General features: G+C 69.6%; 24 protein-coding genes. 9 read left to right on the top strand and 15 right to left on the bottom strand.

Going from position 1 to position 24,194, the window contains the following annotated elements:
- Positions 1-128: 128 nt before the first annotated feature.
- On the bottom strand, positions 129-923 hold the full coding sequence (locus tag ABD235_RS05900) for an inositol monophosphatase family protein (RefSeq protein ID WP_344170581.1): 795 nt from the start codon (positions 921-923) through the stop codon (positions 129-131).
- The gene (locus tag ABD235_RS05895) at positions 920-2,035 is read right to left on the bottom strand and encodes a ferrochelatase (RefSeq protein WP_344170578.1); all 1,116 of its coding nucleotides are present in this window, start codon (positions 2,033-2,035) and stop codon (positions 920-922) included. Before ABD235_RS05895 ends, ABD235_RS05900 begins: the two co-directional genes overlap by 4 nt.
- 46 nt (positions 2,036-2,081) lie before the next feature.
- Here ABD235_RS05895 and ABD235_RS05890 point away from each other — a divergent pair, with 46 nt between their 5' ends.
- Positions 2,082-3,281, top strand: coding sequence for an MFS transporter (locus ABD235_RS05890; protein ID WP_344170575.1), 1,200 nt, complete (start codon positions 2,082-2,084; stop codon positions 3,279-3,281).
- On the opposite strand, the gene ABD235_RS05885 is transcribed toward ABD235_RS05890, so the two are convergent.
- Positions 3,278-3,889, bottom strand: coding sequence for a trimeric intracellular cation channel family protein (locus ABD235_RS05885; protein WP_344170572.1), 612 nt, complete (start codon positions 3,887-3,889; stop codon positions 3,278-3,280). The genes ABD235_RS05890 and ABD235_RS05885 overlap by 4 nt on opposite strands.
- Before the next feature lie 75 nt (positions 3,890-3,964).
- On the opposite strand from ABD235_RS05885, the gene ABD235_RS05880 reads away from it, so the two are divergent.
- Positions 3,965-4,957: a phosphotransferase family protein gene (locus tag ABD235_RS05880; protein ID WP_344170569.1), complete on the top strand. Its 993-nt coding sequence runs from the start codon at positions 3,965-3,967 to the stop codon at positions 4,955-4,957.
- On the opposite strand, the gene ABD235_RS05875 is transcribed toward ABD235_RS05880, so the two are convergent.
- On the bottom strand, positions 4,954-5,718 hold the full coding sequence (locus ABD235_RS05875; protein WP_344170566.1) for a peptide deformylase: 765 nt from the start codon (positions 5,716-5,718) through the stop codon (positions 4,954-4,956). The two genes, ABD235_RS05880 and ABD235_RS05875, sit on opposite strands and share 4 nt — an antisense overlap.
- Before the next feature lie 24 nt (positions 5,719-5,742).
- Between ABD235_RS05875 and fdhD the strand changes: the two genes are divergently transcribed.
- The 4 genes from fdhD to ABD235_RS05855 all read left to right on the top strand — a co-directional run bounded on the left by fdhD (position 5,743) and on the right by ABD235_RS05855 (position 8,256).
- Positions 5,743-6,570: a formate dehydrogenase accessory sulfurtransferase FdhD gene (fdhD, locus tag ABD235_RS05870; protein WP_344170563.1), complete on the top strand. Its 828-nt coding sequence runs from the start codon at positions 5,743-5,745 to the stop codon at positions 6,568-6,570.
- A 75-nt stretch (positions 6,571-6,645) separates the two neighbouring features.
- Positions 6,646-7,245: a sigma-70 family RNA polymerase sigma factor gene (locus tag ABD235_RS05865; RefSeq protein WP_344170560.1), complete on the top strand. Its 600-nt coding sequence runs from the start codon at positions 6,646-6,648 to the stop codon at positions 7,243-7,245.
- A 5-nt stretch (positions 7,246-7,250) separates the two neighbouring features.
- The gene (locus tag ABD235_RS05860; RefSeq protein WP_344170558.1) at positions 7,251-8,027 is read left to right on the top strand and encodes an anti-sigma factor; all 777 of its coding nucleotides are present in this window, start codon (positions 7,251-7,253) and stop codon (positions 8,025-8,027) included.
- A 10-nt stretch (positions 8,028-8,037) separates the two neighbouring features.
- Entirely contained in the window at positions 8,038-8,256 is a 219-nt protein-coding gene (locus ABD235_RS05855) for a hypothetical protein (RefSeq protein ID WP_344170555.1), read from the top strand.
- Here the strand turns inward: ABD235_RS05855 and ABD235_RS05850 are convergent, their stop codons facing one another.
- Together ABD235_RS05850 and ABD235_RS05845 are read right to left on the bottom strand one after the other, a co-directional pair.
- The gene (locus ABD235_RS05850) at positions 8,257-11,034 is read right to left on the bottom strand and encodes an AAA family ATPase (protein WP_344170552.1); all 2,778 of its coding nucleotides are present in this window, start codon (positions 11,032-11,034) and stop codon (positions 8,257-8,259) included.
- Positions 11,031-12,155 carry a metallophosphoesterase family protein gene (locus ABD235_RS05845; RefSeq protein WP_344170549.1) on the bottom strand — a complete coding sequence of 375 codons (1,125 nt, stop codon included), beginning with the start codon at positions 12,153-12,155 and terminating at the stop codon, positions 11,031-11,033. Before ABD235_RS05845 ends, ABD235_RS05850 begins: the two co-directional genes overlap by 4 nt.
- A 137-nt stretch (positions 12,156-12,292) precedes the next feature.
- Between ABD235_RS05845 and ABD235_RS05840 the strand changes: the two genes are divergently transcribed.
- Entirely contained in the window at positions 12,293-12,679 is a 387-nt protein-coding gene (locus ABD235_RS05840) for a hypothetical protein (protein ID WP_344170546.1), read from the top strand.
- Here the strand turns inward: ABD235_RS05840 and ABD235_RS05835 are convergent.
- Genes ABD235_RS05835 through ABD235_RS05820 form a run of 4 tightly spaced genes read right to left on the bottom strand, consistent with a single transcriptional unit; the run spans position 12,676 to position 17,148 of the window.
- A complete protein-coding gene (locus tag ABD235_RS05835; RefSeq protein WP_344170544.1) occupies positions 12,676-13,455 on the bottom strand; it encodes a hypothetical protein in 780 nt (259 codons plus the stop codon). The two genes, ABD235_RS05840 and ABD235_RS05835, sit on opposite strands and share 4 nt — an antisense overlap.
- A 10-nt stretch (positions 13,456-13,465) precedes the next feature.
- Positions 13,466-14,641, bottom strand: coding sequence for a hypothetical protein (locus ABD235_RS05830; protein ID WP_344170542.1), 1,176 nt, complete (start codon positions 14,639-14,641; stop codon positions 13,466-13,468).
- Complete coding sequence (locus tag ABD235_RS05825; protein WP_344170540.1) at positions 14,638-16,746, bottom strand: hypothetical protein; 2,109 nt, start codon at positions 16,744-16,746, stop codon at positions 14,638-14,640. Before ABD235_RS05825 ends, ABD235_RS05830 begins: the two co-directional genes overlap by 4 nt.
- A gap of 12 nt (positions 16,747-16,758) precedes the next feature.
- Positions 16,759-17,148 carry a hypothetical protein gene (locus tag ABD235_RS05820; RefSeq protein ID WP_344170537.1) on the bottom strand — a complete coding sequence of 130 codons (390 nt, stop codon included), beginning with the start codon at positions 17,146-17,148 and terminating at the stop codon, positions 16,759-16,761.
- 187 nt (positions 17,149-17,335) lie between these two features.
- Here ABD235_RS05820 and ABD235_RS05815 point away from each other — a divergent pair, with 187 nt between their 5' ends.
- Positions 17,336-17,893: a GNAT family N-acetyltransferase gene (locus ABD235_RS05815; RefSeq protein WP_344170534.1), complete on the top strand. Its 558-nt coding sequence runs from the start codon at positions 17,336-17,338 to the stop codon at positions 17,891-17,893.
- Complete coding sequence (locus ABD235_RS05810; RefSeq protein ID WP_344170531.1) at positions 17,886-18,383, top strand: phosphatase domain-containing protein; 498 nt, start codon at positions 17,886-17,888, stop codon at positions 18,381-18,383. Before ABD235_RS05815 ends, ABD235_RS05810 begins: the two co-directional genes overlap by 8 nt.
- A gap of 3 nt (positions 18,384-18,386) precedes the next feature.
- Here the strand turns inward: ABD235_RS05810 and ABD235_RS05805 are convergent, their stop codons facing one another.
- The 5 genes from ABD235_RS05805 to ABD235_RS05785 are packed head-to-tail and all read right to left on the bottom strand — an operon-like array spanning position 18,387 to position 24,032.
- Positions 18,387-20,060, bottom strand: a complete 1,674-nt coding sequence (locus tag ABD235_RS05805) for an ABC transporter substrate-binding protein (protein WP_344170528.1) — start codon at positions 20,058-20,060, stop codon at positions 18,387-18,389.
- On the bottom strand, positions 20,057-21,112 hold the full coding sequence (locus ABD235_RS05800) for an ABC transporter ATP-binding protein (RefSeq protein WP_344170525.1): 1,056 nt from the start codon (positions 21,110-21,112) through the stop codon (positions 20,057-20,059). Before ABD235_RS05800 ends, ABD235_RS05805 begins: the two co-directional genes overlap by 4 nt.
- Positions 21,109-22,110 (bottom strand): ABC transporter ATP-binding protein, encoded by a 1,002-nt coding sequence (locus tag ABD235_RS05795; protein WP_344170523.1) that lies wholly within the window; start codon positions 22,108-22,110, stop codon positions 21,109-21,111. Before ABD235_RS05795 ends, ABD235_RS05800 begins: the two co-directional genes overlap by 4 nt.
- The gene (locus tag ABD235_RS05790) at positions 22,103-23,101 is read right to left on the bottom strand and encodes an ABC transporter permease (RefSeq protein WP_344170521.1); all 999 of its coding nucleotides are present in this window, start codon (positions 23,099-23,101) and stop codon (positions 22,103-22,105) included. The genes ABD235_RS05795 and ABD235_RS05790 overlap by 8 nt, the downstream gene beginning before the upstream one ends.
- Position 23,102: 1 nt before the next feature.
- Entirely contained in the window at positions 23,103-24,032 is a 930-nt protein-coding gene (locus ABD235_RS05785; protein ID WP_344170519.1) for an ABC transporter permease, read from the bottom strand.
- Positions 24,033-24,194 lie beyond the last annotated feature (162 nt).

Raw genomic sequence — 24,194 nt, 5'->3', positions numbered from 1 at the left:
ATAACCCGGCCATCGCGCGCGTCGGGGTCCACCTTCTGACCCGCGTGTCGAAGAAATTGTCAGGACCGAACAGAAGTTTGCGCGTTACCGCCCCGCGCGAGCAGCTTGTGTGCACAAATGAGCAGACCTCATGCGCGCAGCGGGTTCGCCGCCGCGAGCGCGTCGTGTAACGCATCGAACACCGCGGGCGTGGCGGCGATCGACATCTCCGGAGACACCGGGGCGCCGTTCAGGCCGCCGACCCGGGCGCCCGCCTCCGACGCGACCAGCGCGCCGGCGCCGTAGTCCCACGGGTTGAGCCCGCGCTCGTAGACCGCGTCGAGCCGGCCGCAGCCGACGTAGCACAGGTCGATCGCGCCGACCCCGATCCGCCGGATGTCGCGGACCTTGGCGATCAGCTGCTGGACCACCTCGGCCTGCACCACCCGCCGGTCCGGGTCGTAGCCGAAGCCGGTGCCGACCAGGGCGCGGTCGAGCGACGTACAGTCCGACACCCGGATCGGCTTGCCGTCCAGGAACGCGCCGCCGCCGAGCGTCGCGGTGAACACCTCGCCCTTGGGCGCGTCCACGACGACACCGGCGACCGTGACGCCGTCCTGCTCGACCGCGATCGAGACGGCGTACGTCGGAAGGTCGTACAGGTAGTTGACCGTGCCGTCGATCGGGTCGACGACCCAGCGCACGCCGCTGGTCCCGTCGATGTCGTCGCCCTCCTCGCCGAGGAACGAGTCGTCCGGCCGGGCCTCGAGCACGCGGGCGCGGATCAGTTCCTCGGACTCGCGGTCGACGGCGGTGACGATGTCGGTCGCGGTGCTCTTGGTGTCGGCGACGGTGATCGTGCCGCGGCGCCGCTCGACGATCAGCTCGGCCGCCTCGGTGGCGACCGTGACGGCCAGCTTCAGCAGTTCCTGCGGGGTGCTCATGCGGTTTCCTTCGGTCCTGCTGTCGTCGGTACGGCGGTCTGGGTGGGGGTCGTGGGCCGGCGCAGGGGCGGGCAGCAGTCCGGGCGGCAGTTGTCCCAGCCGGGGCCCAGCTTGCCCACGCAGGGCCGCTCCGGGTGCTCACCGCGCTCGGCCTCGGCCCGCTCGACCACCAGGTCGCGCAGCATCGTCACGAACCGCGGGTCGGTGCCGGGCGTCGCCGCCCGGGCCATCGGCAGGCGCAGCTTGTCGGCGGTCGCCGCGGCCTCGGTGTCGAGGTCGTAGATGACCTCCATGTGGTCACTGACGAACCCGATCGGTACGACGGCCACTCCGGGCACACCGGTCGCGGCCAGCTCCTCCAGGTGGTCGTTGACGTCCGGCTCGAGCCACGGGACCTGCGGCGGGCCGGAGCGCGAGCAGTAGACCAGGTCGGTCCGGCGGGTGACGCCGGTCCGGCGCTCCAGCTCGGCGGTGATCTCGGCGGCGACGTCCAGGTGCCAGGTCACGTACCCGTTGCCGTCCGGGCCGCTGGTCGCGTTCATCGCGGTCGGGATCGAGTGCGTCACGTAGGCGATTGCGGCACCCTCCGGCAGCTCGCTCAGCGCGGCCGCGGTCGACTCGACGAAGGACCCGACGAAGCCCGGGTGGTTTGCGTAGTGCCGCAGTTTGTCGATCACCGGCGCGTTCTCGACCTCGGCGGTCGCGTCGGCCAGGTTCTCCCGGTACTGCCGGCAGCCCGAGTACGACGGGTAGGCGCTGGTCACGATCACCACCGCGCGGCGGATCCCGTCCGCGGCCATCTCGCGCAGCGTGTCGGTCAGGTAGGGCGCCCAGTTGCGGTTGCCCCAGTAGATCGGCAGGTCGAGCCCGATCTCGTCGAACGACTCCCGCAGCGCGGCCAGCAGCGCTCGGTTCTGGTCGTTGATCGGGCTCCGGCCGCCGAAGCCGTAGTAGTGCTCGCCGACCTCCTTGAGCCGCTCGTCCGGGATGCCCCGGCCGCGGGTGACGTTCTGGAGGAACGGGAGCACGTCCTCGGGTTTCTCGGGACCGCCGAAGGACAGCAGCAGGACGGCGTCGTACGGGGAAGGATCAGGCGACACGGGGTGGGGCATGTCACGAGTTTGTCAGGCCGCCCCTATACGGTGTGCACGGTCCCCCATGCTGATGCCCTACGTCCACCTCATGCGCCGTCCCGGTGCCGCCGCCTTCTGCGCCGCCGGGATCCTCGGGCGTATGCCGATCTCGATGATCGGGCTGGGCATCGTCATCCTGATCGCGCAGGAGAGCGGCTCGTACGGACTGGCCGGCGCGGTCTCCGGCGTCGCGGTGGTCGCCGGTGCGATCACCGGGCCGATCCAGGGCCGGCTGGTCGACCGCTTCGGCCAGCGCAGCCTGCTGCTCGCCGGGAGCGTGCTCTGCACGATCGGCCTGGCCGGACTGCTGCTGGCGGTCCGGGCCGACGCTCCGACCGCCCTGCTCTACCTGCTGTCGTTCCTTGCCGGCGGCACCCGCCCGCAAGTCGGCTCGTTCGTCCGGGCCCGCTGGACCCACCTGCTCGGTCGCGGCCGGGCCCTGCAGACCGCGTTCGCGCTGGAGGCGGTCGGCGACGAGGTGGTCTTCATCATCGGCCCGGTGCTGGTCACCGCACTGGCGACCCAGGTCAGCCCGTACGTCGCGCTGATGGCCGCCGGCGTGCTGGGACTGGCCGGTGGGATCTGGCTGGCGCTCCTGCGACGCTCCGACCCGCCTGGCCGCGGCAAGGCCAACGGAGCCGAGCAGGCGCCGCTGCCGTGGCTGTCGCTGCTGCTGCTGTCGCTGATCGGCCTGGGGCTCGGGGCCACGCTTGGGAGCGCTGAGGTCGTCACGGTGGCCTTCACGGCCGAACAGGGCCAGCCGGGCATGTCCGGCGTCGTACTGGCGGTGTGGGCGTTCGGGTCGCTGCTGGCCGGGCTCTGGTACGGCTCGGTGCACTGGCGGGCTCCGGTGGAGCGCCGGCTGCTGATCGGGACGATCCTGCTGGCCATCTCGCTGGCGCCACTGCCCTGGGTCGGCAACACCGTCGTACTGGGCGGAGTGCTGTTCTGCGCGGGCCTGACGATCGCCCCGACGATGGTGGCGGTCACCGCTTGCGTCGAGGAGTGGGTGCCGCCGCAGCGGCTGACCGAAGCGATCACCTGGACGGTCACGGGCATCCTGCTCGGCGTTGCCCCCGGCAACGCGGCCGCCGGTCACGCGGTCGACCTGTGGGGCGCCTCGTCGGCGTACTGGGTGCCGGTGTCGATCGGTGTGCTGTGCGCGGGCGTCGCCGGGGTGTCGATCACGTTCGCCCGGCCGAAGACCGTGTTCGCCCACAACTAGCGCGGCAGCGGAGCGTTCCAGCCGCGGCGGATGGCGAGCAGGCGAATCACGAAGCAGATCACCGCGGCGGTGATCGGCACCCACAGCTCCTCGTAGTCGAGCGCCGACGCGACGACCACGATGCCGGCGCCGAGGAGGGCCGGGGTCGCGTAGATCTCCGAGCGCAGCACCACCGGCACGCGGCCGGACAGGACGTCGCGGACCACTCCCCCACCGATGCCCGAGATGGTCCCGAGCAGCGCGGCCGGCAACGGCGAGAGCCCGAAGCTGGTCGCCTTCACCGCGCCGGTCACGCAGAACAGCGCCAGCCCGGCCGCGTCGAAGATGTTCACCAGCCGCTCGACCCGCCCGATCCGCGGGTGCAGGAAGAACGTCAGCAGCCCGGCCAGCACCGGTACGACGAGGTACCGCCAGTCCTGCAACGCGGCCGGCGGCGTCGCGCCGATCAGCACGTCCCGCAGGAACCCACCGCCCAGCCCGGTCACCATCGCCAGCACCAGGACCCCGAACACGTCCAGCGTCTTCCGGACCCCGACCAGCGCCCCGGTGATCCCGAACACGAAGATCCCCACCAGATCCAGCACCTGCAGCACCACAGACCCGTCCATGCAGCGCACGCTAACCGTCCACAGCCCGCCGGAATCGACAGGCTCGCTGGGGCACCCGGCAGCTAGGGTCTGCGCATGTCCGGTCCACCAGTCGTCGACTACACCGCCACCTCGCACCGCCCCGGCTGGGACACCCTGCCGGCGGCTCTCCAGCATGCCCTGGCCGTTGCCCTAGGCACCGAGATCACCGAGGCCGGCCACCCCGTCGGCTCCGGCTTCACCGGCGGCTTCGCAGCACCCGTCACCCTCGCCGACGGCCGTGAGCTCTTCGTCAAGGCCGCACCGGACACCCTGCACGCGTACGGCGCCTACCGACGCGAAGCCGAGATCGTCCCGCAGCTGCCGGACGCCATCCGTGTCCCCCAGATCGTCGCGACAGCAACCACTGAGACTGACAAAACCAAATGGTTTGCTGTTGCCTCCGAGCGCATCGACGGCCGCATGCCCGGCTCCCCCTGGACCGCCGACGACTTCGCCGCCGTCACCACGGCCTGCGAACTGATGGCCGACGCCCTCACCCCCACACCCCTGGCCGACCTCGACGCCCTCGTCGACGACCTCGCCTCGGGCGGCTGGCCGGTCGACCTTCCCGACCAGCTCCACACCGGCGACCGCCCACTCCCGCCCGGCTTCCAGCCCTGGCTGCCCGACGTACTCCAAGAGCTGTCCGACCTCATCGCGCTCTACCCCGAAGCCCTCGCCGGCGACACCGCGATGCACAGCGACCTGCGCCCCGACAACCTCCTCATCGACGAGGCCGGCACCTGCTGGACCGTCGACTGGAACTGGCTGTCCCTCGGCCCGAAGTGGTTCGACTGGTTCTGCCTGCTCCCGATCGCCCAGTACGAAGGCATCGACACGCAGGCAGCGATCAGCAGCTCACCACTCACCGCCGACGTCCCCGCCGACCACCTGGACTGCGGCGCGGCCGTCGTGGCGGCGTACATGCTCGACAACCTCGACGCCCCGCCACCACCCGGCTGCACGCCCGAGCTCCGCCGTCACCAGCGCCTCTACGCCTGGACCTTCCTCGACTGGCTGGCCCTGCGCAGAGGTTGGTCCAGCTAGTCGAGGTGGAAGCCCAGCTCCCGTGCGGCCTTGGTGGGAACAGGATCGGCCCACCGGTTCGTGTAGTTCGCCGACGTCGCCAGCGACCGCGGCTCCAGCTTGTCGACGTACACCGTCCCACTCAGGTGATCGGTCTCGTGCTGGAGGATCCGCGCCTGCCAGCCGGACAGCGCCAGCTTCCGCCGTTCGCCGGTCAGATCGGTGTAGACGGCGTCGACCTTCAGCGCCCGGTTCACCACGCCGGTGTAGCCGGGCATGCTCAAGCACCCCTCGTAGAACCCGCGCCGAGCCCGCCCGACCACCTCGTACGACGGGTTGAGCGCCGCGAAGAACTCCAGCGGGTACCGCTCCCGCGCCTCCGCGATCTCCTCCGGCACGGTCGCCGGGTCCTCCATCACGGCCATCCGCAACGAGATCCCGACCTGCGGCGCGGCCAGCCCGACGCCCGGCGCCGCCTTCATCGTCCGCCGGAGCAGGTCGACGAACTCGTGCAGCAGCTCGCCGTCCAGCTGCCCGTCGTACGGCTCGGCCTGGTGTCGCAGGACCGGGTCGCCGAGCGCCACGATCGGCGCGACGTCGTCGCGGTACAGCTCGACCAGCGCCTCGACGCGGTCCTTGACAGTGCGCGGTGTGCTCATGGCTCCTCGAAAGGCGGTCGCGCGACCGACACCGGCCGCCGAGACGGTCAGGGTGCCGACCAGCGAACTCGTGAGCAGCATCCGGCGCGACATCCGCACAGCAGCCTCCGATCGTCGGGTCACCACCGACAGCATAGGATTGTATACATGACCAAAGGCCCGGTGACGCGCTACAAAGTCGAGGTTCAGGACGGCGGGAGGACGTCGCGGCGCGAGGACGTCGTGGTCACCGAGGAGCCGCTCGAGCTGCGGCTGGAGTGGCCGGGCCGACCGCCCGAGCCGCTGGTCGTCACGATGCGCACGCCCGGGTCCGACTTCGAGCTGGCCGCCGGCTTCTGCCTCGCCGAGGGCTTCGCCGTACGGCCGGACGCCATCCGTACGGTCGCCTACTGCACCGACGTCGTGCTGACCCGCGAGCAGCAGTTCAACACGGTCACCGTCACCTTCGACGGCCCGCCCGACCGCGAGCCCCCGCAGCGGTACGGCGTGACCTCGGCCGCCTGCGGCGTCTGCGGCCAGCAGAGCCTCGACGAGCTGGCCGAGCGCGAGTACGAGCCGGTCGACCCGGTGGAGGCCCCGCTCGACCTCGTCCTGCGGCTGCCGGACCTGCTGCGCGACGCCCAGCCCACGTTCGGCCGGACCGGCGGGCTGCACGCGGCCGGCCTGTTCACGACGGACGGTCGCAAGGTGGTCGTCAAGGAGGACGTCGGCCGGCACAACGCGGTCGACAAGGTGATCGGGTGGACCGTGCTCAACCAGCACAGCCGCAAGGGCCTGGTGCTCGCCCTCAGCGGTCGCGCCGGGTACGAGCTGGTCCAGAAGTCGGTCGCCGCCGGCATCGGCATGATCGTCGCCGTCGGAGCCCCGTCCAGCCTGGCCGTCGACCTGGCCCGCAAGTTCGGCATCACCCTGGCCGGCTTCACCCGCGGCGAGCGCTGCGTGATCTACAGCGCACCCGAGCGCATAATCAGGTAGCAGACAGACCCATCCGCCGAGGCTCCTGCTCCGAAGCTCTTCCGACCGAGTGTGCGACGAGCGAAGAGGATGCCCGTGAGCGAGGAGTCGACAGCCCTCCCGTGGCCGGTGGTGACCGGCACCGGCGGTACGACGCCTGCCGAGCTGATGGCCAGGGTGGCGCGCGGTGACACCGACGCGTTCGCGCACCTGTACGACCAGATGGCTCCGCGGGTGTTCGGACTGGTCCGCCGGGTGCTGCGCAACCCGGCCCAGTCCGAGGAGGTCACCCAGGAGGTGATGGTGGAGGTCTGGCGGACCGCCACCCGGTACGACGCCGACCGCGGCTCCCCGACCTCCTGGATCCTGACGATGGCGCACCGGCGCGCGATCGACCGGGTCCGCTCGGAGCAGTCGGCCACCGACCGGGAGCAGGCGGTCGCGGCGGCCAGCTCCACCACGGCGTACGACGAGGTGGCCGAAGCGGTCACCACGAACCTGGAGGTCGAGCAGGTCCGCCACTGCCTGTCGGCCCTGACCGAGCTGCAACGCGAGTCGGTGACACTGGCCTACTACGGCGGCTACTCCTACCGCGAGGTGGCCGAACTGCTGGACGCGAAACTGGCGACGATCAAAGCGCGGATGCGCGACGGCCTGATCCGGCTGCGCGACTGCCTGGGCGTGACGGGGAGGTGAGGGCCATGACGACACCGGACGTGCACATGCTGACCGGTCCCTACGTACTGAACGCACTGCCCGAGGACGAGCGGATCGGGTTCGAGGCGCACCTGGCCGACTGCTCGTCGTGCCGGTCGGAGGTCGCGGAGCTGCGCGAAGCGGCCAACAAGCTCGGTACGGCGGTCGCGACGCCACCGCCGGCCGCACTGAAGGCCCGCGTGCTCTCGGAGATCGCCGCGACCCGGCAGCTGCCGCCGATCATCCGCCGAACCGACAACGGACAGCCCGCCCAGCAGGCCCCGTCGGCGACCGCCGGCGGCCCGACCACCGCGCCGGCTCATCAAGCACGGCGCCGAACCCGCCGGTCCATGCTCGCGTTGGCCGCTGCTGCTCTGGCGGTCGCAGCCACCGGCGGCATCGCCATCGACCAGTACCGCGACAGCCAGCGCGTCGAGCAGCAGAACCAGGACCTGGCCGGCCTGCTCGCCCAGCCGGACGCCCGGACCGCCCGGGCCGCTGTGACCGGCGGCGGCAGTGCGGCGGTGATCATGTCGGCCAGCCAGGACCGAGCCATCGTCCTCCTGCGCGGCCTGCCGAAGCTGCCGGACGGCAAGACGTACCAGCTCTGGCTGATGGACAAGTCGCTCACGCCGCACTCGGCCGGCCTCGCCACCCCCGAAGCCACGCGACTCATCAGCGGCGGCGTACGGGACAAGACCGCTCTGGGCATCACCGTCGAGAACTCCCCCGGCGCCGTCACCCCCACCGAGCCCATCATCGCGATGGTCCAGATGGCCTAGCCTGGATCCCGTGCCGTACCTGATCGCCGCGCTCGCGCTGACCATCACCCTCGCCGCATTCACCGGCCTGGCGCGGTGGTCGCGCAGGCGCGGCACGGCTGGTGCGGGCCTCAGCGCGGCGATGGCCGCGTACGACGAGGCGTACCACACCATGGCGTACAGCAGCCATCAGGAGCAGCGCGCTGCTGCCGACCGCAAGGCCCAGCTGGGCTCTCCGGACGACCTGTGATCACTGCAGTTTGATGAACGTTGCCTTGGGCACGTACTCGTAGCGGTCGGGCATGCAGGTCAGGATGATGACCTGGCCGTGGTCCCCGGCGCGGCCGAGCAGGGTGCCCATGTCGCGCAGGCGGGCCTTGTCGGACCAGCCGAGGGCGTCGTCGAAGATGACGGGCACGCTGTTCTCGGTCGTGCTGACCAGGTGGCTGATCGCCAGCCGGGTGATGATCGCCAGCTGCTCCTGCGCCCCGGTGGACAGCGACTCGACGCGCAGCCGGTTGCCTTCGAGCTCGCGTTCGGCGACGGCCAGGTCGTCGTCGAGCCAGACCCGGAACGTCGGCCCGTAGACACTGCGGCCGAGCGCCTCGATCCTGCTCTGCAAGGGCTCCGAGTACTTCGTCTGCGCGGCAGCCCGGTGCCGGCCGAGCGTCTCGTGCACCCGCCGTGCGGCTTCGGCCCGACGCTGCAGGTTCTCGTGCTCGGCCCGTACGGCGGCCAGCTCCAGCTCCGCCGTGTCCTGCCGGGTCGCGAGGCCGTCGCGGCCGGACTGCTCCAGCCGGCCCTCCGTCGTACGGAGTGAGTCGCGCAGCGTGTCCCGCTCGCCCTGCAGCCGCGCAGCCACGGCCAGCGCGTCAGCCAGCTCGCCCTCGACGTGGTCGGCACCAGCCGCGTCCACCTGCTCCTGTACGGCGGTCAGCTCCTCCAGCACAGCCTCGACCTCAGCGGTGGCCTTCTCCTCCGACGCGTCGACGTCCTCGTCAGCCAGCACCGCCCGCGCTGCCTCCAGCTCGGCGGTCGCCGCGGCAACGCGCTCGGCCGCCAGCTCGGCCCGCGCCCGCGCCTGCTGCGCTTCGGACCGGTCCTCGTCGGCCGCCTTGCGCGCCTGCGCCGCCGCGAACTCCGCGTCGCCCAGCAGCCGCTCTGCCGTCGCCAGCTCGGCCCGCGTGTCCTCCAGCGCCCGCTGCGCACCGGTCAGGTCGTCCGGCGCCAGCGGCTCCGGCATCACCAGGTCCTCGAAGTCGAAGGTGTCCTCGGCGAACTCCTCGAACAACGACATCTGACCCGGCACGTTCTCCACCGCCGGCTGCTGCTTGCCCTTCGGCGCCTCTTCCTCTTCCTCGGCCGGCTCGTCGCCGAAGACACCCAACCGCGCCGCCAGCAAGGCGATCCGCTCCCCCGGGTCACCGCCGGCCGTCAGCGACCGCTCGGTCCGCCGGGCCTCCTGCAGCTCCGCCGACGCCGTGTCGCTCTTGCGCAGCAGCTCCCGCGCGGCCTGCAGGTCGCGGACCTTGGCCCGCTTCAGCAGGTCCTTCTCACGCCGTACGGCCTCGTCGACCAGCGACCGCAGCGAGGCCGCGTCACCGCCGGCGCGCACGGTCAGCTCGAGCTGACCCGGTACGCCGACGTGCAGCTCGCCGGACACCAGCATCGACAGCTCGGCGCCCTCGTCCAACTGCGGCGGCACCTTCGCGCCGCCGGCGTCCAGACCGGTCCCTTCGAGCGAGATCTTCTCGGAGCCGAGCCGCCGTACCAGCACCTCCGGTACGCCGGCCGCCAGCGCCGCTCGCGCCTCGACGACCTTGGCCCGTGCATCCTCCAGCTCGGCGACCAGCGAGTCGGTCACCTTGATCCCGTCGAGCACCCGCGACGCCGCGGCGATCCGGGCCCGTACGTCGGCGAGCTCGGCCTGCTGGCCGGTCAGTCGGTCCAGCTCGGCGCGGTCCATCAGCTCGGACACCCGCTGCTCGGCGTGCTGGACGTCGCCGCGCCGGTCGTCCTTGAGCTCGACCACCTCAGCCAGCGCGGCCTCGGCGGCGTGCAGCGTGTCGGTGGAGGCCTTGGCGGCCTTCTCGGCCTCCGCCTTCAGCTCGGCCAGCTCGCCGGCGGCCGTCGTGAACCTCGCGACCTCGTCGAGCAGCCGCTCGCGCTCCAGCCTGGTCCGTGTGTGGTTCTCCAGCCGGGCCCGCGCCGTCTCGGCCCGGGCGCGCACCGAGTCCCGCCGCAGCAGGATCTCGTCGGTCTCCTTCTTGCGGACCCGCAGCTCCTCCACGGTCTTGAGGTGCTCGGCCAAGCGGGTGGTGAGGTCCTCGAGGTCGAGCGCCAGCCGCTCGGCCCGGCGGATGTCGGCGACGACCTCCTCCATCGCCTTGGCGGCCTGCGCCGACCGCAGCTCGGCCGCGCTCACCGCCTGGGCCGACTTGGCGAAGTCGCCGGTCGGACGGCCACGCGGCGTCCAGTACCGCAGGTACTCGTGCTCGACCGCGGACACCAGCGGCATCGACGCACCGTCGACCGGCGTACCGGACTCGGCCGTGACCGCGGTGATCAGCGGCTCGGCGTCGGCAGGGGTCGGCAGGATCAGCGACTGGCCCTGGCTGACCATCAGGGTCTGCCAAAGCACCGGGTCGACGTTCTCGTTGAAGAGCCGCTCGGCCTCGTTGTGCGCCTCGCGACCGGTGAACGTCTTACGCCGGCCGTCCGGTTCGATCACCGACAGCTCGGTGGACCGGTTCTTCAGCCAGCGCTTGGTGTAGGTCAGCTCCCGGCCGCCCAGCGTCAGCTCGACGGTCACCTCGGGCGCGACGTCGTGGCCGACCGGCTGCACGTCGGCGATCCGCTTGGACTTCGAGTCGTCCGGGAAGTCGAAGACCAGCGCGAACGCCTCGACCAGGCTGGACTTGCCGACCTCGTTGTCGCCGACCACCACGGTGGTGCCGATCGCGGGCAGTTGGACGGTGCGCTCCGCGACGCCGCGGAAGTTCCGCAGCGTCAGGCTGTGCAGTCTCATCCCGCGTCCCTGGCCAAACGGTGCATCAGCGTCAGCGCCGCACCGGCGGACTCGTCGCCACCGGCGAGTGCCTGCCGCAACTCCTCCATCGCCGCCCGGGCCGGGCCACTGAGCTGAAGCGCGTCCAGGTCGGCAGCCTCCGGCGCAGGCCGGACCGTCCAGAACTTGGGCCACTTCTCGACGCTGGCGAACACCTCACCGAGCGCGTCGAGCATCGCCTCCAGTTGGCTCATCAGCGGCAACGGCAGCGACCCGTCCGCGGCCAGCCGGACGTACGTCCGCTCCTTGTCCGGCAGCTCGGCGAACCAGTCCGCCAGCGCCTTCAGCGACTCCTCACCGTCCAGCTCCGCGTGGTGCTCGACCATGTGCCACGCACCGACCCGCTGCGGCTCGACGGTGATCGCGTCCCCGGCCAGCGTCACGGCCAGCACGTTGCCCGGGTGCGTCTCCTCCGGCGCGGTGACCTCCTGCGTCCCGGAGAACCAGATCCGCTCGGTGACCTGGGTCGTCGAGTGCCGGTCGCCGAGCCCGACGTACTGCAGCCGCCCGTCCGCGACCGCGGCCTCGAGCGCCGCCTGGTCGATGGTCGGTACGTCGGACATGCCGCCGCTCAGGCTGGTCAGCTGCCCGTGCGCGAGCAGGATCCGCCGTTTCGTGGACGGCTTCAGCCCGGCGTACCCGGGCGCCGCCGGGTCCGACACCGGGCGGCGCGAACGCCAGGGCGCGCCGACGATCTCGACCCCCGGCACGATCTCCAGCGGCGACTCGTCGACGACGACGGTCACGTGGTCCGGCTTGTGCGCGGCCCACTGCGCCGACGTCCACAACGACCCCGGCTCGAGGGCGTCGTGGTTGCCCGGAAGCAGCACCACCGGCACCGGAATCCGCTTCAGCGCCTCGCACGCGCGCAGGATCGTCTGCCGCTCGACCTGGTTGTGCTCGAACACGTCCCCGGTCACCACCACGAACCGCGCGCCGGTCCGCTCCGCGACCTCACCGATCCGCGCGACAGCGTCCAGCCGCGCCTGACCCCACCGGGCCTGACCGTCCGGCCCCAGGAACCGGCGCATCATCCCCAGCTGCCAGTCCGAACTGTGCAGAAACGTGATCGATTCGTCCATCGCGCGAGAACGCTAACCCGACCCACCGACTACCGCCCAACCCAACACACCCACAACCCCCGACCGCCCGGCATCCGAACACCCATTCGGAATCTCCCTGACGTAGCACCTATCTGTTCCGGTCTAGTCTTGTTCCCATGAAGCGCCCCACTTCGATCAATCTCGGCATGCTCCTCCTGACCGGCATCGCGCTCACCTACACCGTCAAAACCGTCCTCGCTCTCAAGGCCCACGGTGGCTACGGCTATCTGTACGCCGTCACAGCCTTGGTCGCCTTCTACTCCGTCTTCGGCCTCTCCCGAGGGAGGACCTTCGCCCACCGAACCGGAGCCCTGGCGGCCGGAGTCACCATCCCGTACGGCCTCACCCAGATCGGCGACTCCGCCCTCTTAGGCATCCCCCTCGCCGCCGCCGGCCTCGTCGCCGTCTACCTCCTCTACTTCCCTCAGGGCTCCCGCAACTGGTGGACCACCCACCGCACCCCCGACCAACGCAACGCCGACCGCCTCCGCGTCGACTTCTAGACCAGGCGCACGAACACCAGGCTCCGCCCGACCTCAAGCCGGAACACGCGGCCGCGCGCGAACGATCCCTTGTTCAGGGCACTGATCACCGCGAGCTTCGCGCTCCCGTTCTTGTCCAGCTTCACCTTCCCGAGCGGCTTGCCTCCATCAGCCAGCCAGACCACCGCCTGATCACCGGCGTGATCCTTGCTCGTCGTCAGATATACGCCGTTGCCGCGGACCTGCAGCACCGGCACCGGATCGGGAGTCAGATCGGTCATCCGTTCAGGATTGACATGCGCCCACGCCTCGACCTGACGCCAGAGCCCGTACGCCTGCCCGCCGACCGCCGACGGAACCGCCAGCGCCGGCGCAGCCGAGAACAGAACCCACGACCCGACGCCTGCCGCACACAGCACAGCGAAGGACTTCTTCGGCCACTTCCGCGCCGAGTACTTCACGCCGGCAAGCCGCTTGTCCACTCCCGAGAGGCTGAAGCAGAACCGCTCGGCGACCTCACTAACACCGGTCGCCAGATGCGACGGCTTCTCGGTCTTCAACCGTCTGCGACGTGTGCTCACGTACTCAATCGCCAATGGCACTGTCAGCACGAGGAGCACCACGCCGAACGCAGCCCGGCCAACCATAACGGCCAAGAAGCGCCAGCCAGACCGAAAGAACAGAAACCACACCAGCGCCAAGGCAATGACAGCCAGCGTCCACGGTCGCACCCACACCGGCAGGAACGACAAAGCGCCCAGCAACGGATTCAACGGCGACCAGATCAAGGCATTCATCTCTGACCACCTAGCCGTTGGTGAAGTTGGCGTCGTCGAGGTCGCGCTTGGCACGCCTTTCCTCTACTGGATCGCCGGCTGCGACGGTCTCCGAGGACGGCGGGTCCTTCAACCGCTCGGCGTTGTCGATGGTGTGCTCGACAGGCTGTGCGTCGACCGTTTCGGCGGAACCGGGCGAGGCGTGCGGATCTGCCGAGACCGGCTGCCCAGGCGAGTCCTGCAACCGCTCGCCATTCTCCCGTTCCGAGGTCACCTCGATGACGGGGACTTCGTTGCGTTCGGTCTCGAGCAACTGCCGGACTGCGCGCAGCATCCCATCGGCATCCAGGACCGTGTCGGTGTTCTGAATCACGGCAAGCAGGGCACGGAAGTTCGCCTGCTCGCCGAGTTCCTTCTCGCGCATCCGGTCCGACGCGGCCGCGATGTTCTTGGTGGTGGGGTTGTCCCAGATGGCCTCCAGCAGCGCCACGGAACTGTCGGACATATGGGCACTGAGAGCGTTTCTGACCAGCTCCCTCTTCCTCAGGTCGAGCTTGGTCCGGGTGAGGTCGTTGAGCCCGCTGGCGATGATGACGTCCTTGGAGTTGAGATGTCCCCTCAGACCCTTGACGTGCTTCTCGGCGTCAGCGTCATTGCGCACGGAGATGTCGGTTACCGACAGGTCGAGCCAGTCCGGCAGGTCGGGCAACAGCTTCGCCACCATTTTGGCATGCAGGGAGTTCTCCGCCAGGGCCCGCATCTGGTTGACCGGATCGGCGATCTTTCCGTCCGGAAAGACCGTGTCACGCAACGCCTGCTTGACCGCTGCGGCCACCTTCGGCCGGCAGAAGGTATCGAGAGACGAGGTCCCCGACGCAACCAACTGCTTGGCATCCGCCACACTCGCCTGAAGGTGAACGGTGATCAGATAGCTGGCGTACGACGTACTCCAGAGATTGTCGTACTCGAACACGAGTTCCTGGGTTCGTACGTCGACCAACACCCATGACCGGAACTGGCCGAACGTCCGCTCACCGCCGGTCACCACCTCGGCCGGCACCGCCTCACCTTTGCTGTTCAGCAGAACGAGTTTCTGACCGTAGGCGACGTCGGGAAGGTTCGGCGCCGACTTCCGGAGACCGAACCAGCTGCGATCGTTGTCGAGTTGTCCGGTCGACACGATCAGGGACTGCACTGTCTGACTCATGACTTCACCTCGTGATCAGGAAAGAATTGGCGCAGCAGCCGCGTGGCCACCGTGCTGTCAGGATTTGCCCTCAGTTCCAGGACCAGACCGCGGCGCAGACCGAGACCCAACGAGGGTGCGGTGCCGGTACGCCGACTGACCGCCTTCGCCATCCGCACCAGATCGAGCAGGGCCTCGAAGCGGAAGGCCTGATCTTCCGCGCCCGCCACCAGGAAGCTGGTGACGTAGTCGCCGACATCCTTGGCCAGCGGCATCGACCAGCACCTGGCGAGCAGTGAACAGAACGCATCTAGCGCCGGTGATTCCGCTGGGTCGAGCAGCGCGTCGAACGAGTCACGGTCAGGCGACCGGTCCGCCGTCAGGTAGCCCACCACCAGCCCGAAGATTTCGAGCGCCTGGCGAGATGTCGACCGCCTCGTCCCAGCCTGGGTCGCCAAGAGGTTGAGGACGGTGAAGCGAATCTGCGCGGCCGACGTGCCGGCCGCGCAGAGCGCGGCGAGGCCGTGAGCAGCCATCTCCCGCAGCTCCTCGTCGTCATCGTGGATGACCGTCCGCCACAGACGTCCCGGGGCACCGCATCCGAGGTCCCAGGCGCCGAGCGGACCGGCGTACGCGAGGACCGCGCAGCGTCGGAGATTGTCGTTGTCGTCCCCGATCCAGGTGCTCGCCAGCTGTCGACCGACTGTAGTCCGGTCATTGAGAACTGTCGGCACTCCCAACGCGGTCGCGGCCGCCTCGATCAAATGCCGCTCGCCGCTGAGCGCCCAGACCCGCAGCAGTGCTTCCACGACGTACCGAGGATCCGCACCCAGCAGAACTCCGGCGGCAAGTGGTGCGCCCAGCCGGACCGGCGCGTTCGGCGCCGATGCCACGGTGCGCAGCCACCGGACATAGGCGTCACGGAAGTCGGCCCCCAGGCGACCCCAGAGGTCAGTGATCACCACCTGGCGAACCAGTGGTTCCGCAAGCCAGTAAACGTCCTCGCGTTGTCTGCCGAACTCGGTGCCGAACCGCTCGCTCCCGATCACGACGACGCCTTTGGTGGCGGCCGTCGGCGCAACACCGAACAGCGGCTGCTGTTCCTGCCCCGCCTTGGCTTCATTCTTGACGCCGAGCAAACCGTTCTCTACTCGGAGGATCTGCTGGTCGATCTCAATCCGCGGACCGCCCTCGCACGTTGCAACGCAGACCAACGTCGCGACCTCCCGAGCCGACCGGCCTTTGACGAACCAGGCATCCAGCGCATCCAGGACTGCTCGGTCGGACAGCCCGGCGACCAGCTCGGCGTCCGCAGCCTCCGGACTCTCCAGAGTTCGCTTGACCAACGCCTCGAGCGTGCCAAAATCCAGTGTCTCGAGCGGCCCGATCATCCTCTTGACCCGGGCAGCCACATCCTCGCCAACCGGGCGCGCGGTGAAGTAGGAGTCGATCAGGTCGGCTGCTGACGGCACGTCGACCCGGATGACCAGTGCGTTGCCACGGTTCGATTCGGGTGATCCGTTGCTCGTGATCAGCATTTGGGAAGGAGCCGAGGTGTTCAGTACGTCGGTCAGGCGGGCCAAGTGGAAGTCATCCAGGGATTCGACGAACTCCACATCGGCTCCCTGCAGCAGGAACGCCGCTTTCCCAGCGACCTCCTTGACCTCCTTGATGGTCCGTAGAAGGTTCTTCCACTCGAGGTCTGCGGGCACCTCGATTACCGGGTCGTGGCCTCGCCGGTGCAGCGCGACCAGGCAGGCCGCGGTTTTCCCAGCACCTGCCGGACCACAGACAGCGATCACCGCGGTCGAGGTCACCATCGAACCTTGCAACCGGTCGAAGACGGTGGTGCTCACGTACCCCTTGCTCAATTGCGCGGCGAGCGCACTGCGCTCGACCCAGAACAAGGGATCACCGGCCGCGTCGTTAATGGTGACAGGGCCGTTGAACGTACCGTTGACAAACGCATTTCTGGCTTTGACATCGGTGTGCACGAGATTCTCAGGGACGACCGAGTCGTACGAGTACTTCCTGGCGGCCTCTTTGGCCGAACCAGGCGATGCCTCGTCCTTCTCGTTGCCCTGCTCCTCTTCGCGCGGCTCCGATTCACCCGGATCGCCCGACATGCTTCGCCCACCTCAGCTGTGAATCGTGGTCGGGCCGTTGTGCACGGAGTTGATGAAGGCAACGTCGCTCGTGTTGTTCACGGTCGAGTTGCCCTGCGCGATACCGGACTCGGAACGGACTGAGCCCGCCTGCAGGACGAGGGATCTGAGCTCGTCCTCCTGCACCGTGCCATCGGCCAGCGCCGCACGCAGCGCGTGCTCATAGTCGGCCACATCCGGCTCGGGCTTCTTCAACAGCCCGGCGATCTTGCCGAGAATCTTCTTCGCCGCGGACTGGCCGGCCTCTTTCGAGGCTTCCTGGACCGCGAGCGCCGCGCCGGTTCCGGCCAGTTCAGCCAGCGTCCGGGCAGCATCCAGCACAAAATCACTCATGAGATCAGTTCCCCCCTGGAACATTTTCAATTACTCCCACCCGCCAGCACCGTAGCGCAGATCTACAGAACGTGACAGTGGTCGCAGAATGTCAATTGCACAACGACGCCGCGGCGCAATTCTCAATCAAGTATTTGACGGTAATATTCCTGCCGGTGAAGTCCGGCGCGTGAAATCCGGTTGCCCGGAGGTCCGGGCGACGGCGAGGATCACCCGCATGGAGACGTACCTGGAGACCGAGCGGCTGGTGCTGCGGCGGTTCACGACCGGGGACGTCGAGCTGCTGGTCGAGCTGGACTCGGATCTCGAAGTGATGCGGTTCCTGAGTGGGCAGGTGACGGCGCGGGACGAGATCGAGAACAAGGTGCTGCCGGGGATGCTGGACGTCTACGCGCGGCACCCGGGGCTGGGGACGTTCGCGGCGCACGAGAAGGCGACGGGTGAGTTCGTCGGGTGGTTCGGGCTGCAGCCGACGGGGACGGCGGGGGTGCTGGACGTCGGGTACCGGCTGCGGCGGCAGACCTGGGGGCGCGGGTACGCGACCGAGGGGACGCGGGCGCTGATCGCGAAGGCGTTCACCGAGCTCGGGGCCGAGCGGGTGGTGGCCGACACGATGGCGGTGAACACCAGGTCCCGGCGGGTGATGGTGAAGTCGGGGCTGCGGTTCGTGCGGGTGTTCCACGTGGCCTTCGAGGACCCGCTGCCGGGGACGGAGCACGGCGAGGTCGAGTACGCCCTGGACCGGGAGACCTGGTTAGCTGGGACGCGTGCCTGACGACAAGCCGCCGTACGCCGTACTGGACATCGACGCGACGCTGTCCGACACCAGCAAACGGGTCCACTTCCTGGAGAAGCGCCCGAAGGACTGGGACTCGTTCTTCGCCGGCGCGAAGGACGACGCCGTTCTCGACGAAGGTCTCGCGGTCGCCACGCAGCTGGCCGAGGGGCACGAGATCGTCTACCTGACCGGCCGGCCCGAGCGGCTGCGGCGGGACACCGTGAAATGGCTGAAGGACAACGGCTTCCCCGAGGGCCAGGTCTTCATGCGCCGCAACAACGACCGCCGCCCGTCCGCGACGATGAAGCTCTACCGGCTCGACAAGCTCAAGGCCGAGCGCCCGGTCGCGATCCTGGTCGACGACGACGTCAAGGTCTGCGCCGCCGCCGAGAAGGCCGGCTACACCGTGCTGAGGGCCGACTGGGGACTCGATGCCGAGACCCAGCCGACCCTCTTCGAGGCCCAGGAGAAAGAGGGCCGCACGTAAGACCTACTTGCTCAGCCCGATGATCAGCGTGTTCGGGTACGGCGGGTAGGCGCTCAGGTAGAAGTTCTGCACCTTCGACCCGTGCAGGAACGCGTTGCGCGCGTACAGCAGCGGGACCATCGGCGAGTCGCCGAGGATCTGCTTGTCCAGCGCGGCCCACTGGGTCGCGGCCTTGGCGCGGTCCGGCTCACCGGTCGCGGCCGCGATCGCGGTGTCGACCGCCGGGTTGGAGTAGCGCGACAGGTTGTACCCGCCGTTGCCGATCTCCGACGAGGCGAACAGCGGCTGGATGTTGCCGATCGCGCTCGGGAAGTCCGGCAGCCAGCTCCCGACGGTCAGGTCGTAGTCGCCCTTCGCGCCGGTCTGCACCTCGGTCAGCGCCTCGGACTCGTACGGCTTGATCGTGACGGTGATCCCGGCCCGCTTCAGACCCTGCTGGATCGCCTGCGCGACGCCGAGCTGCTCGTTGTCGGCCGCGAGCACGAGGTTCAAGCTGGAGACCCCGGCCGCGGCCAGCATCGACTTGGCCTTGTCCGGGTCGCCCTGCGGCGGCGCCGGGTACAGGTCGAACTTGCTGTAGCCCTCGATGCCCGGCGTGATCAGCGTGGTCGCGATCTCGCCACCGAACTCCGGACCGCCCTCGGCGACCTGGACGGCCTGCTTGTCGACGGCGTACTGGATCGCCTTGCGGACCTCGGGGTTCGCCAGCGCCGGGCGCTTGTTGTTCATCGCCAGGTACTGCAGCGCGCCCGACGGCGACGTCGCCACCCGGGCCTTGACCGCGGGGTTGCCGGTCACAGTCGGGATCAGCGCCGCCGGTACCGACGTACCCGTCGTGGCCGAGAACTTGTCGTCGCCGGAGTCGGCGATCAGCCGCTGGTTGATCACGTCGGCCTGCAGGCCCATGTCCGTGACGATCGAGTCCGGCAGCGCGGTCCGCGCCGGGTCGCTCGCCTGGTCCCAGTTCGGGTTGCGCTCCAGCTCCAGCTTGGAGCCCGGCGCGTACGACTTGATCTGGTAGGGGCCGCTGGCAACGGGATCCTCGCCGTAGTGCGCGGGGTCGGTGTCGGCCTTCTTCGGCACCGGCGAGAAGGCCGGCATGCTGACGATCCACGGCCAGTCGCCGTACGGCTTGTTCAGCTTGAACACGATCGTGGTGTCGTCCGGCGTCTCGATCGACGCGAGCTCCTGGCCCTTGTACGGGCCGGTGTACTTCTCGGCGCCGGCCAGCAGCGCCTTGTGGTAGCCGAGACCGCCGGACAGCTCCGGAGCGAACGACCGCTCGACGCCGTACTTGATGTCAGCGGCAACGATCGGCGAGCCGTCGGCGTACTTCAGGCCCGGCTTGAGCTTGTACGTCCAGGTCTTGCCGCCGTCGGCGACCTGCCCGGTGTCGGTGGCCAGGTCGGGCACGATCTCGGCGCCCTTGCCCTCGGTGGTCTTCCACGAGGTCAGGCCGCGCAGCACCAGGTGGATGCCGCTGATGCCGAGGTTCTGGCTCTTGGCCGGGTCGTAGCTGATCTCCTTGCTGGTGCTCAGGAAGTGCAGCGTGCCGCCCTTCTCGGCGGCGGCGCTGTCGCCGCCCGCGCCGGGCGTGGACTTGTCGTTGGCGTTGCAGGCGGCCAGCGCGAGGGCCAGCGCCCCAGCGACAGCGACCGCCCGGGTGATGCTCTTCATGGTGTCCTCTCAGACGTGGGGGGTTCAGAGGATTCGGGGAAGTAGCAGGCGGCGCGGTGCTCGCCGCTCACCTCCTCGAGGGTGGGCCGGACCGTCGCGCAGACGTCCTGGGCCTTGTAGCACCGGGTCCGGAACGGACACCCGGAGGGCGGGTCGATCGGCGTGGGGACGTCGCCGGTCAGCACGATCCGCTCCCGCACGACTCCTGGTTCGGGAACCGGTACGGCGGACAGCAGCGCGCGCGTGTACGGATGGGCCGGGTTCGCGTACACGTCCTCCGCCGGGCCCTCCTCGACGATCGTGCCGAGGTACATCACGGCCAGCCGGTCGGCCACCTGCCGTACGACGGCCAGGTCGTGCGCGACCAGCACGTACGACAGGCCGAGCTCGTCGCGCAGGTCGGCCAGCAGGTTCAGCACCTGGGCCTGGACCGACACGTCGAGCGCGGAGACCGGCTCGTCGCAGACCAGCAGGTCGGGCTTCACCGCGAGGGCGCGGGCGATGCCGATCCGCTGGCGCTGGCCGCCGGAGAACTCGTGCGGGTACCGCTCGAGGTGCTCCTCGGACAGGCCGACCTGGTGCAGCAGCTCGATCAGCTGCGCCCGCGTTGGCTTGATCCCCTGTGCGCGGAACGGCGTGGTGAGGATCGTGCCGACCGACTGCCGCGGGTTCAGCGAGGCCTGCGGGTCCTGGAACACCATCTGGATCTTGCGCCGTACCGGCCGAAGCCGGCGGCCCCGCAGCTTGGTGACGTCCTGACCGCCGATGAAGACCCGGCCCTCGGTCGGGTCGAGCAGGCGCATCGCGAGCCGCGCCAGCGTCGACTTACCCGATCCGGACTCACCGACCAGGCCGACGGTCTCGCCCTTGCGGACGACGAAGTCGATCCCGTCCACAGCCCGGACGGCGCCGGCCTTGCGGAACGGCACACCCCGTACGCCGAAGTACTTCTTCACACCGGTCAGCCGGAGCAGCTCCTCGCCAGGCACCGAGGCCGCGCGACCGCGCTCCTCGCCTCCGGCGGGCGTCGCCTCCACGTTGGACTCGCTCACGGCGCCACCTCCGGCCGGCGCCCCAGATGGCAGGCCGCCTCGTGATCGCCCTCGCCCGGCCGCGGCGTCAGCTCGGGCCGCTCGGTCACGCACCGCTCCCCCACCAGATGCGTGTAGGCGCACCGCGGCTGGAACGGGCAGCCCGTCGTGATCGACCCCGGCGACGGCGGACTCCCCGGAATCGTCGCCAACCGGTGCCTCGGCGGTACGTCGACCCGCGGCATCGCCCCGAGCAGCCCGAGGCTGTACGGATGCGCGGCCCGGAAGAACAGATCTCGGACGGTGCCGCGCTCGGCCGCGCGCCCGGCGTACATCACGAGGATGTCGTCGGCGACCTCCGCGACGACGCCGAGATCGTGCGAGATCAGCACCAGTGCCGTGTCGAACTCACGCTGCACGTCCTCCAGCAGCCGCAGGATCTGCGCCTGGACGGTGACGTCGAGCGCGGTCGTCGGCTCGTCCGCGATCAGCACCTTCGGGTCGTTCACCAAAGCCATAGCGATCACGACCCGCTGCCGCATTCCCCCGGAGAACTCGTGCGGGTACGCGCGGGCCCGCTGCGCGGCCGACGGGATGCCGACCAGGTCGAGCATCCGGACCGCCCGCTTCCACGCCTCCTTCTTCGAGGTGTCGTGGTGCAGCCGGTACGCCTCGGCGATCTGCCAGCCGACGCTGTAGTACGGGTTGAGCGCGGACAGCGCGTCCTGGAAGACCAGCGCGATCTCGTTGCCGCGGACCTTGCGCAGCTCGTCCTTCGGCAGCCCGATCAGCTCACGGCCGCCGAGCAGCACCTCGCCCTGCACGTCCGCGTTCGACGGCAGCAGGCCCATCACCGCGGCCGAGCTGACGCTCTTGCCGGAGCCGGACTCGCCGACGATCGCCAGCGTCTGCCCGGGCGCGACGGCGAAGTCGATCCCGGCCACGGCCGGCACCAACCCACCCTCGGTCTTGAACGTCACGTGGAGGTCGTGGACCTCCAGCACCGGCTGATCAGGCATGGCCCACCCTCGGGTCGAGAACTCCGTGCAGCACGTCCACCACGAGATTGGCGAGGATCACCAGGAACGCCGAGAACAGCGTCACGCCGACCACCACCGCGACGTCCAGCTGCCCGACGCCGCTGATCAGCAGCTCGCCGAGCCCCTGCATGCTGAACACCTTCTCGGTCAGGATCGCGCCGCCGAGCAGGCTGCCGAGATCGAGCCCGAAGATCGTCACGATCGGCACCAGCACCCCGCGCAGACCGTGCAGTACGACGACCCGCCCCTCGCCCGCGCCCTTGGCCCGAGCCGTGGTGATGTGGTCGAGGTTCAGCTCCTCGAGCATCTGCGCCCTGGTCAACCGGATGTACGACGCCGCGTTCAGCGCCGCGAGCACCAGCCAGGGCGTGATCAGGTGCCAGGCCCAGTCGACCGGGCTCTCGGTGAACGGCACGTACCCGTTGACCGGCACCATGTTCAGCCAGAAACCGAAGACCAGGATCGCCAGCAGCCCGACCAGGAACGACGGCGACGCGACTCCCACCAGAGCGAAGCCGACGGCCGCCCGATCGAGCAGCTTGCCGCGCTTGAGGGCCGCGCCGACCCCGAGCGAGACGCCGATGGCCAGCCAGAGCACCGCCGCCCCGAGCGCGATCGACGCCGTGACCGGGAGCCGGCCGAGAATCAGCGTCGTGACCGGGCGGGCCAGCGGGAACGAGTAGCCGAAGCAGGGCGCGTTGCACTGCACCGTCGCGGCGCCCTCGCCGAAGCTGCGTCCGGCGACGATGCCCTTGAGGAAGTTCAGGTACTGCTGGACGACGCTCTGGTCCAGCTGCATGAAGTGCCGCGCCTGCTCGAGGCGGTCCGGCGTACAGGGCTTGCCGCAGCCCAGTCTCGCCGGGTCGGCGGGCAGCGCGTAGAAGATCAGGTAGACGGCCAGGCTCAGCGCGAGCATGACCAGCACGGTCGCCAGCAGGCGGCGGATCACGAACCACAGCAGGTCGGGCATCTCAGTTCGCCCTCCGCAGCCGGACGTCGAACGCGTCCCGTACGCCGTCGCCGAGCAGCGTGAAGCCCAGGACGGCGAGGAAGAGCATCGCGCCCGGGAAGACCAGGAACCATGGGTCGGCGCCGGTGTAGACCCACGCGATCGAGTCCGAGATCGACCGGCCCAGGCTCGGCGTCGGCGGCGTGACGCCGACGCCGAGGAACGACAGCGCGGCCTCCGTGCCGATGACACCCGGCACGGCCATCGTCGCGACCACCAGCACCGGGCCGAGCAGGTTCGGGAGCAGTTCGCGGGTGACCACGTGCCAGCCGCTGGATCCGGCCGAACGGGCCGCCTCGACGAACTCGCGGGTGACCAGCGAGCGGGCCTGGTTGCGGATCAGGCGGGCCAGACCGGCCCAGCCGAACACGCTCAGTACCAGGATCAGCAGCAGCCAGCGCGGGAACGAGCTCGGCACGATGATGCCCAGGGCAATCATGAAGACCAGCTGCGGGAACCCGAAGAGGAAGTCCAGCAGCCGCGACACGACCGCGTCGTACCAGCCGCCGAAGTACGCGGCGCTGATGCCGACCAGGGTGCCGAGCACCGTGGTGATCACGGTGGCGGCAACGGCGATCGTCAACGAGGTCCGCAGCCCGAGCACGGTGATCGCGAACAGGTCACGCCCGGTCAGCGGCTCGAGACCGAACCAGTGGTCGCCGCTCAGCCCACCGACCGCGCCGCGCGGAGCGTTGCCGCGCAGGGGGTCGAGCAGGCCGATGTTGTAGGTGTAGGCGTCCTGCCCCTCCAGCTTCGCCAGCAGCGGCGCCGCGAGCGCGACGACGATCAGGACGATGACCAGGACGGCGCCGAGCCGGGCACTGCGGTCCCGGCGGACACGGCGCAGGGCCTGCCGGGTCGGTGAGACGGCCGTGGCGACCGAGGAACCCACGAGAACTCCTGACAACGATGGACTTGAACCCAGCCGAAAGACGGTAGGCCAGAGTCTGCCACTGTCCGCGCGTCGTCTTGAATGGTGAGAATGTGCATTCACGTACTCGGGTTTCGTGCTGACCCTGGCGGGAAGATCCGTGGCCGGTGCCGGGTTGTGCCT

The sequence above is a fragment of the Kribbella lupini genome (genome assembly GCF_039529595.1).
Classification (GTDB): domain Bacteria; phylum Actinomycetota; class Actinomycetes; order Propionibacteriales; family Kribbellaceae; genus Kribbella; species Kribbella lupini.
Note: the sequence above shows the minus strand (reverse complement) of the source record. Positions and strands in the feature narration are given on the sequence as shown.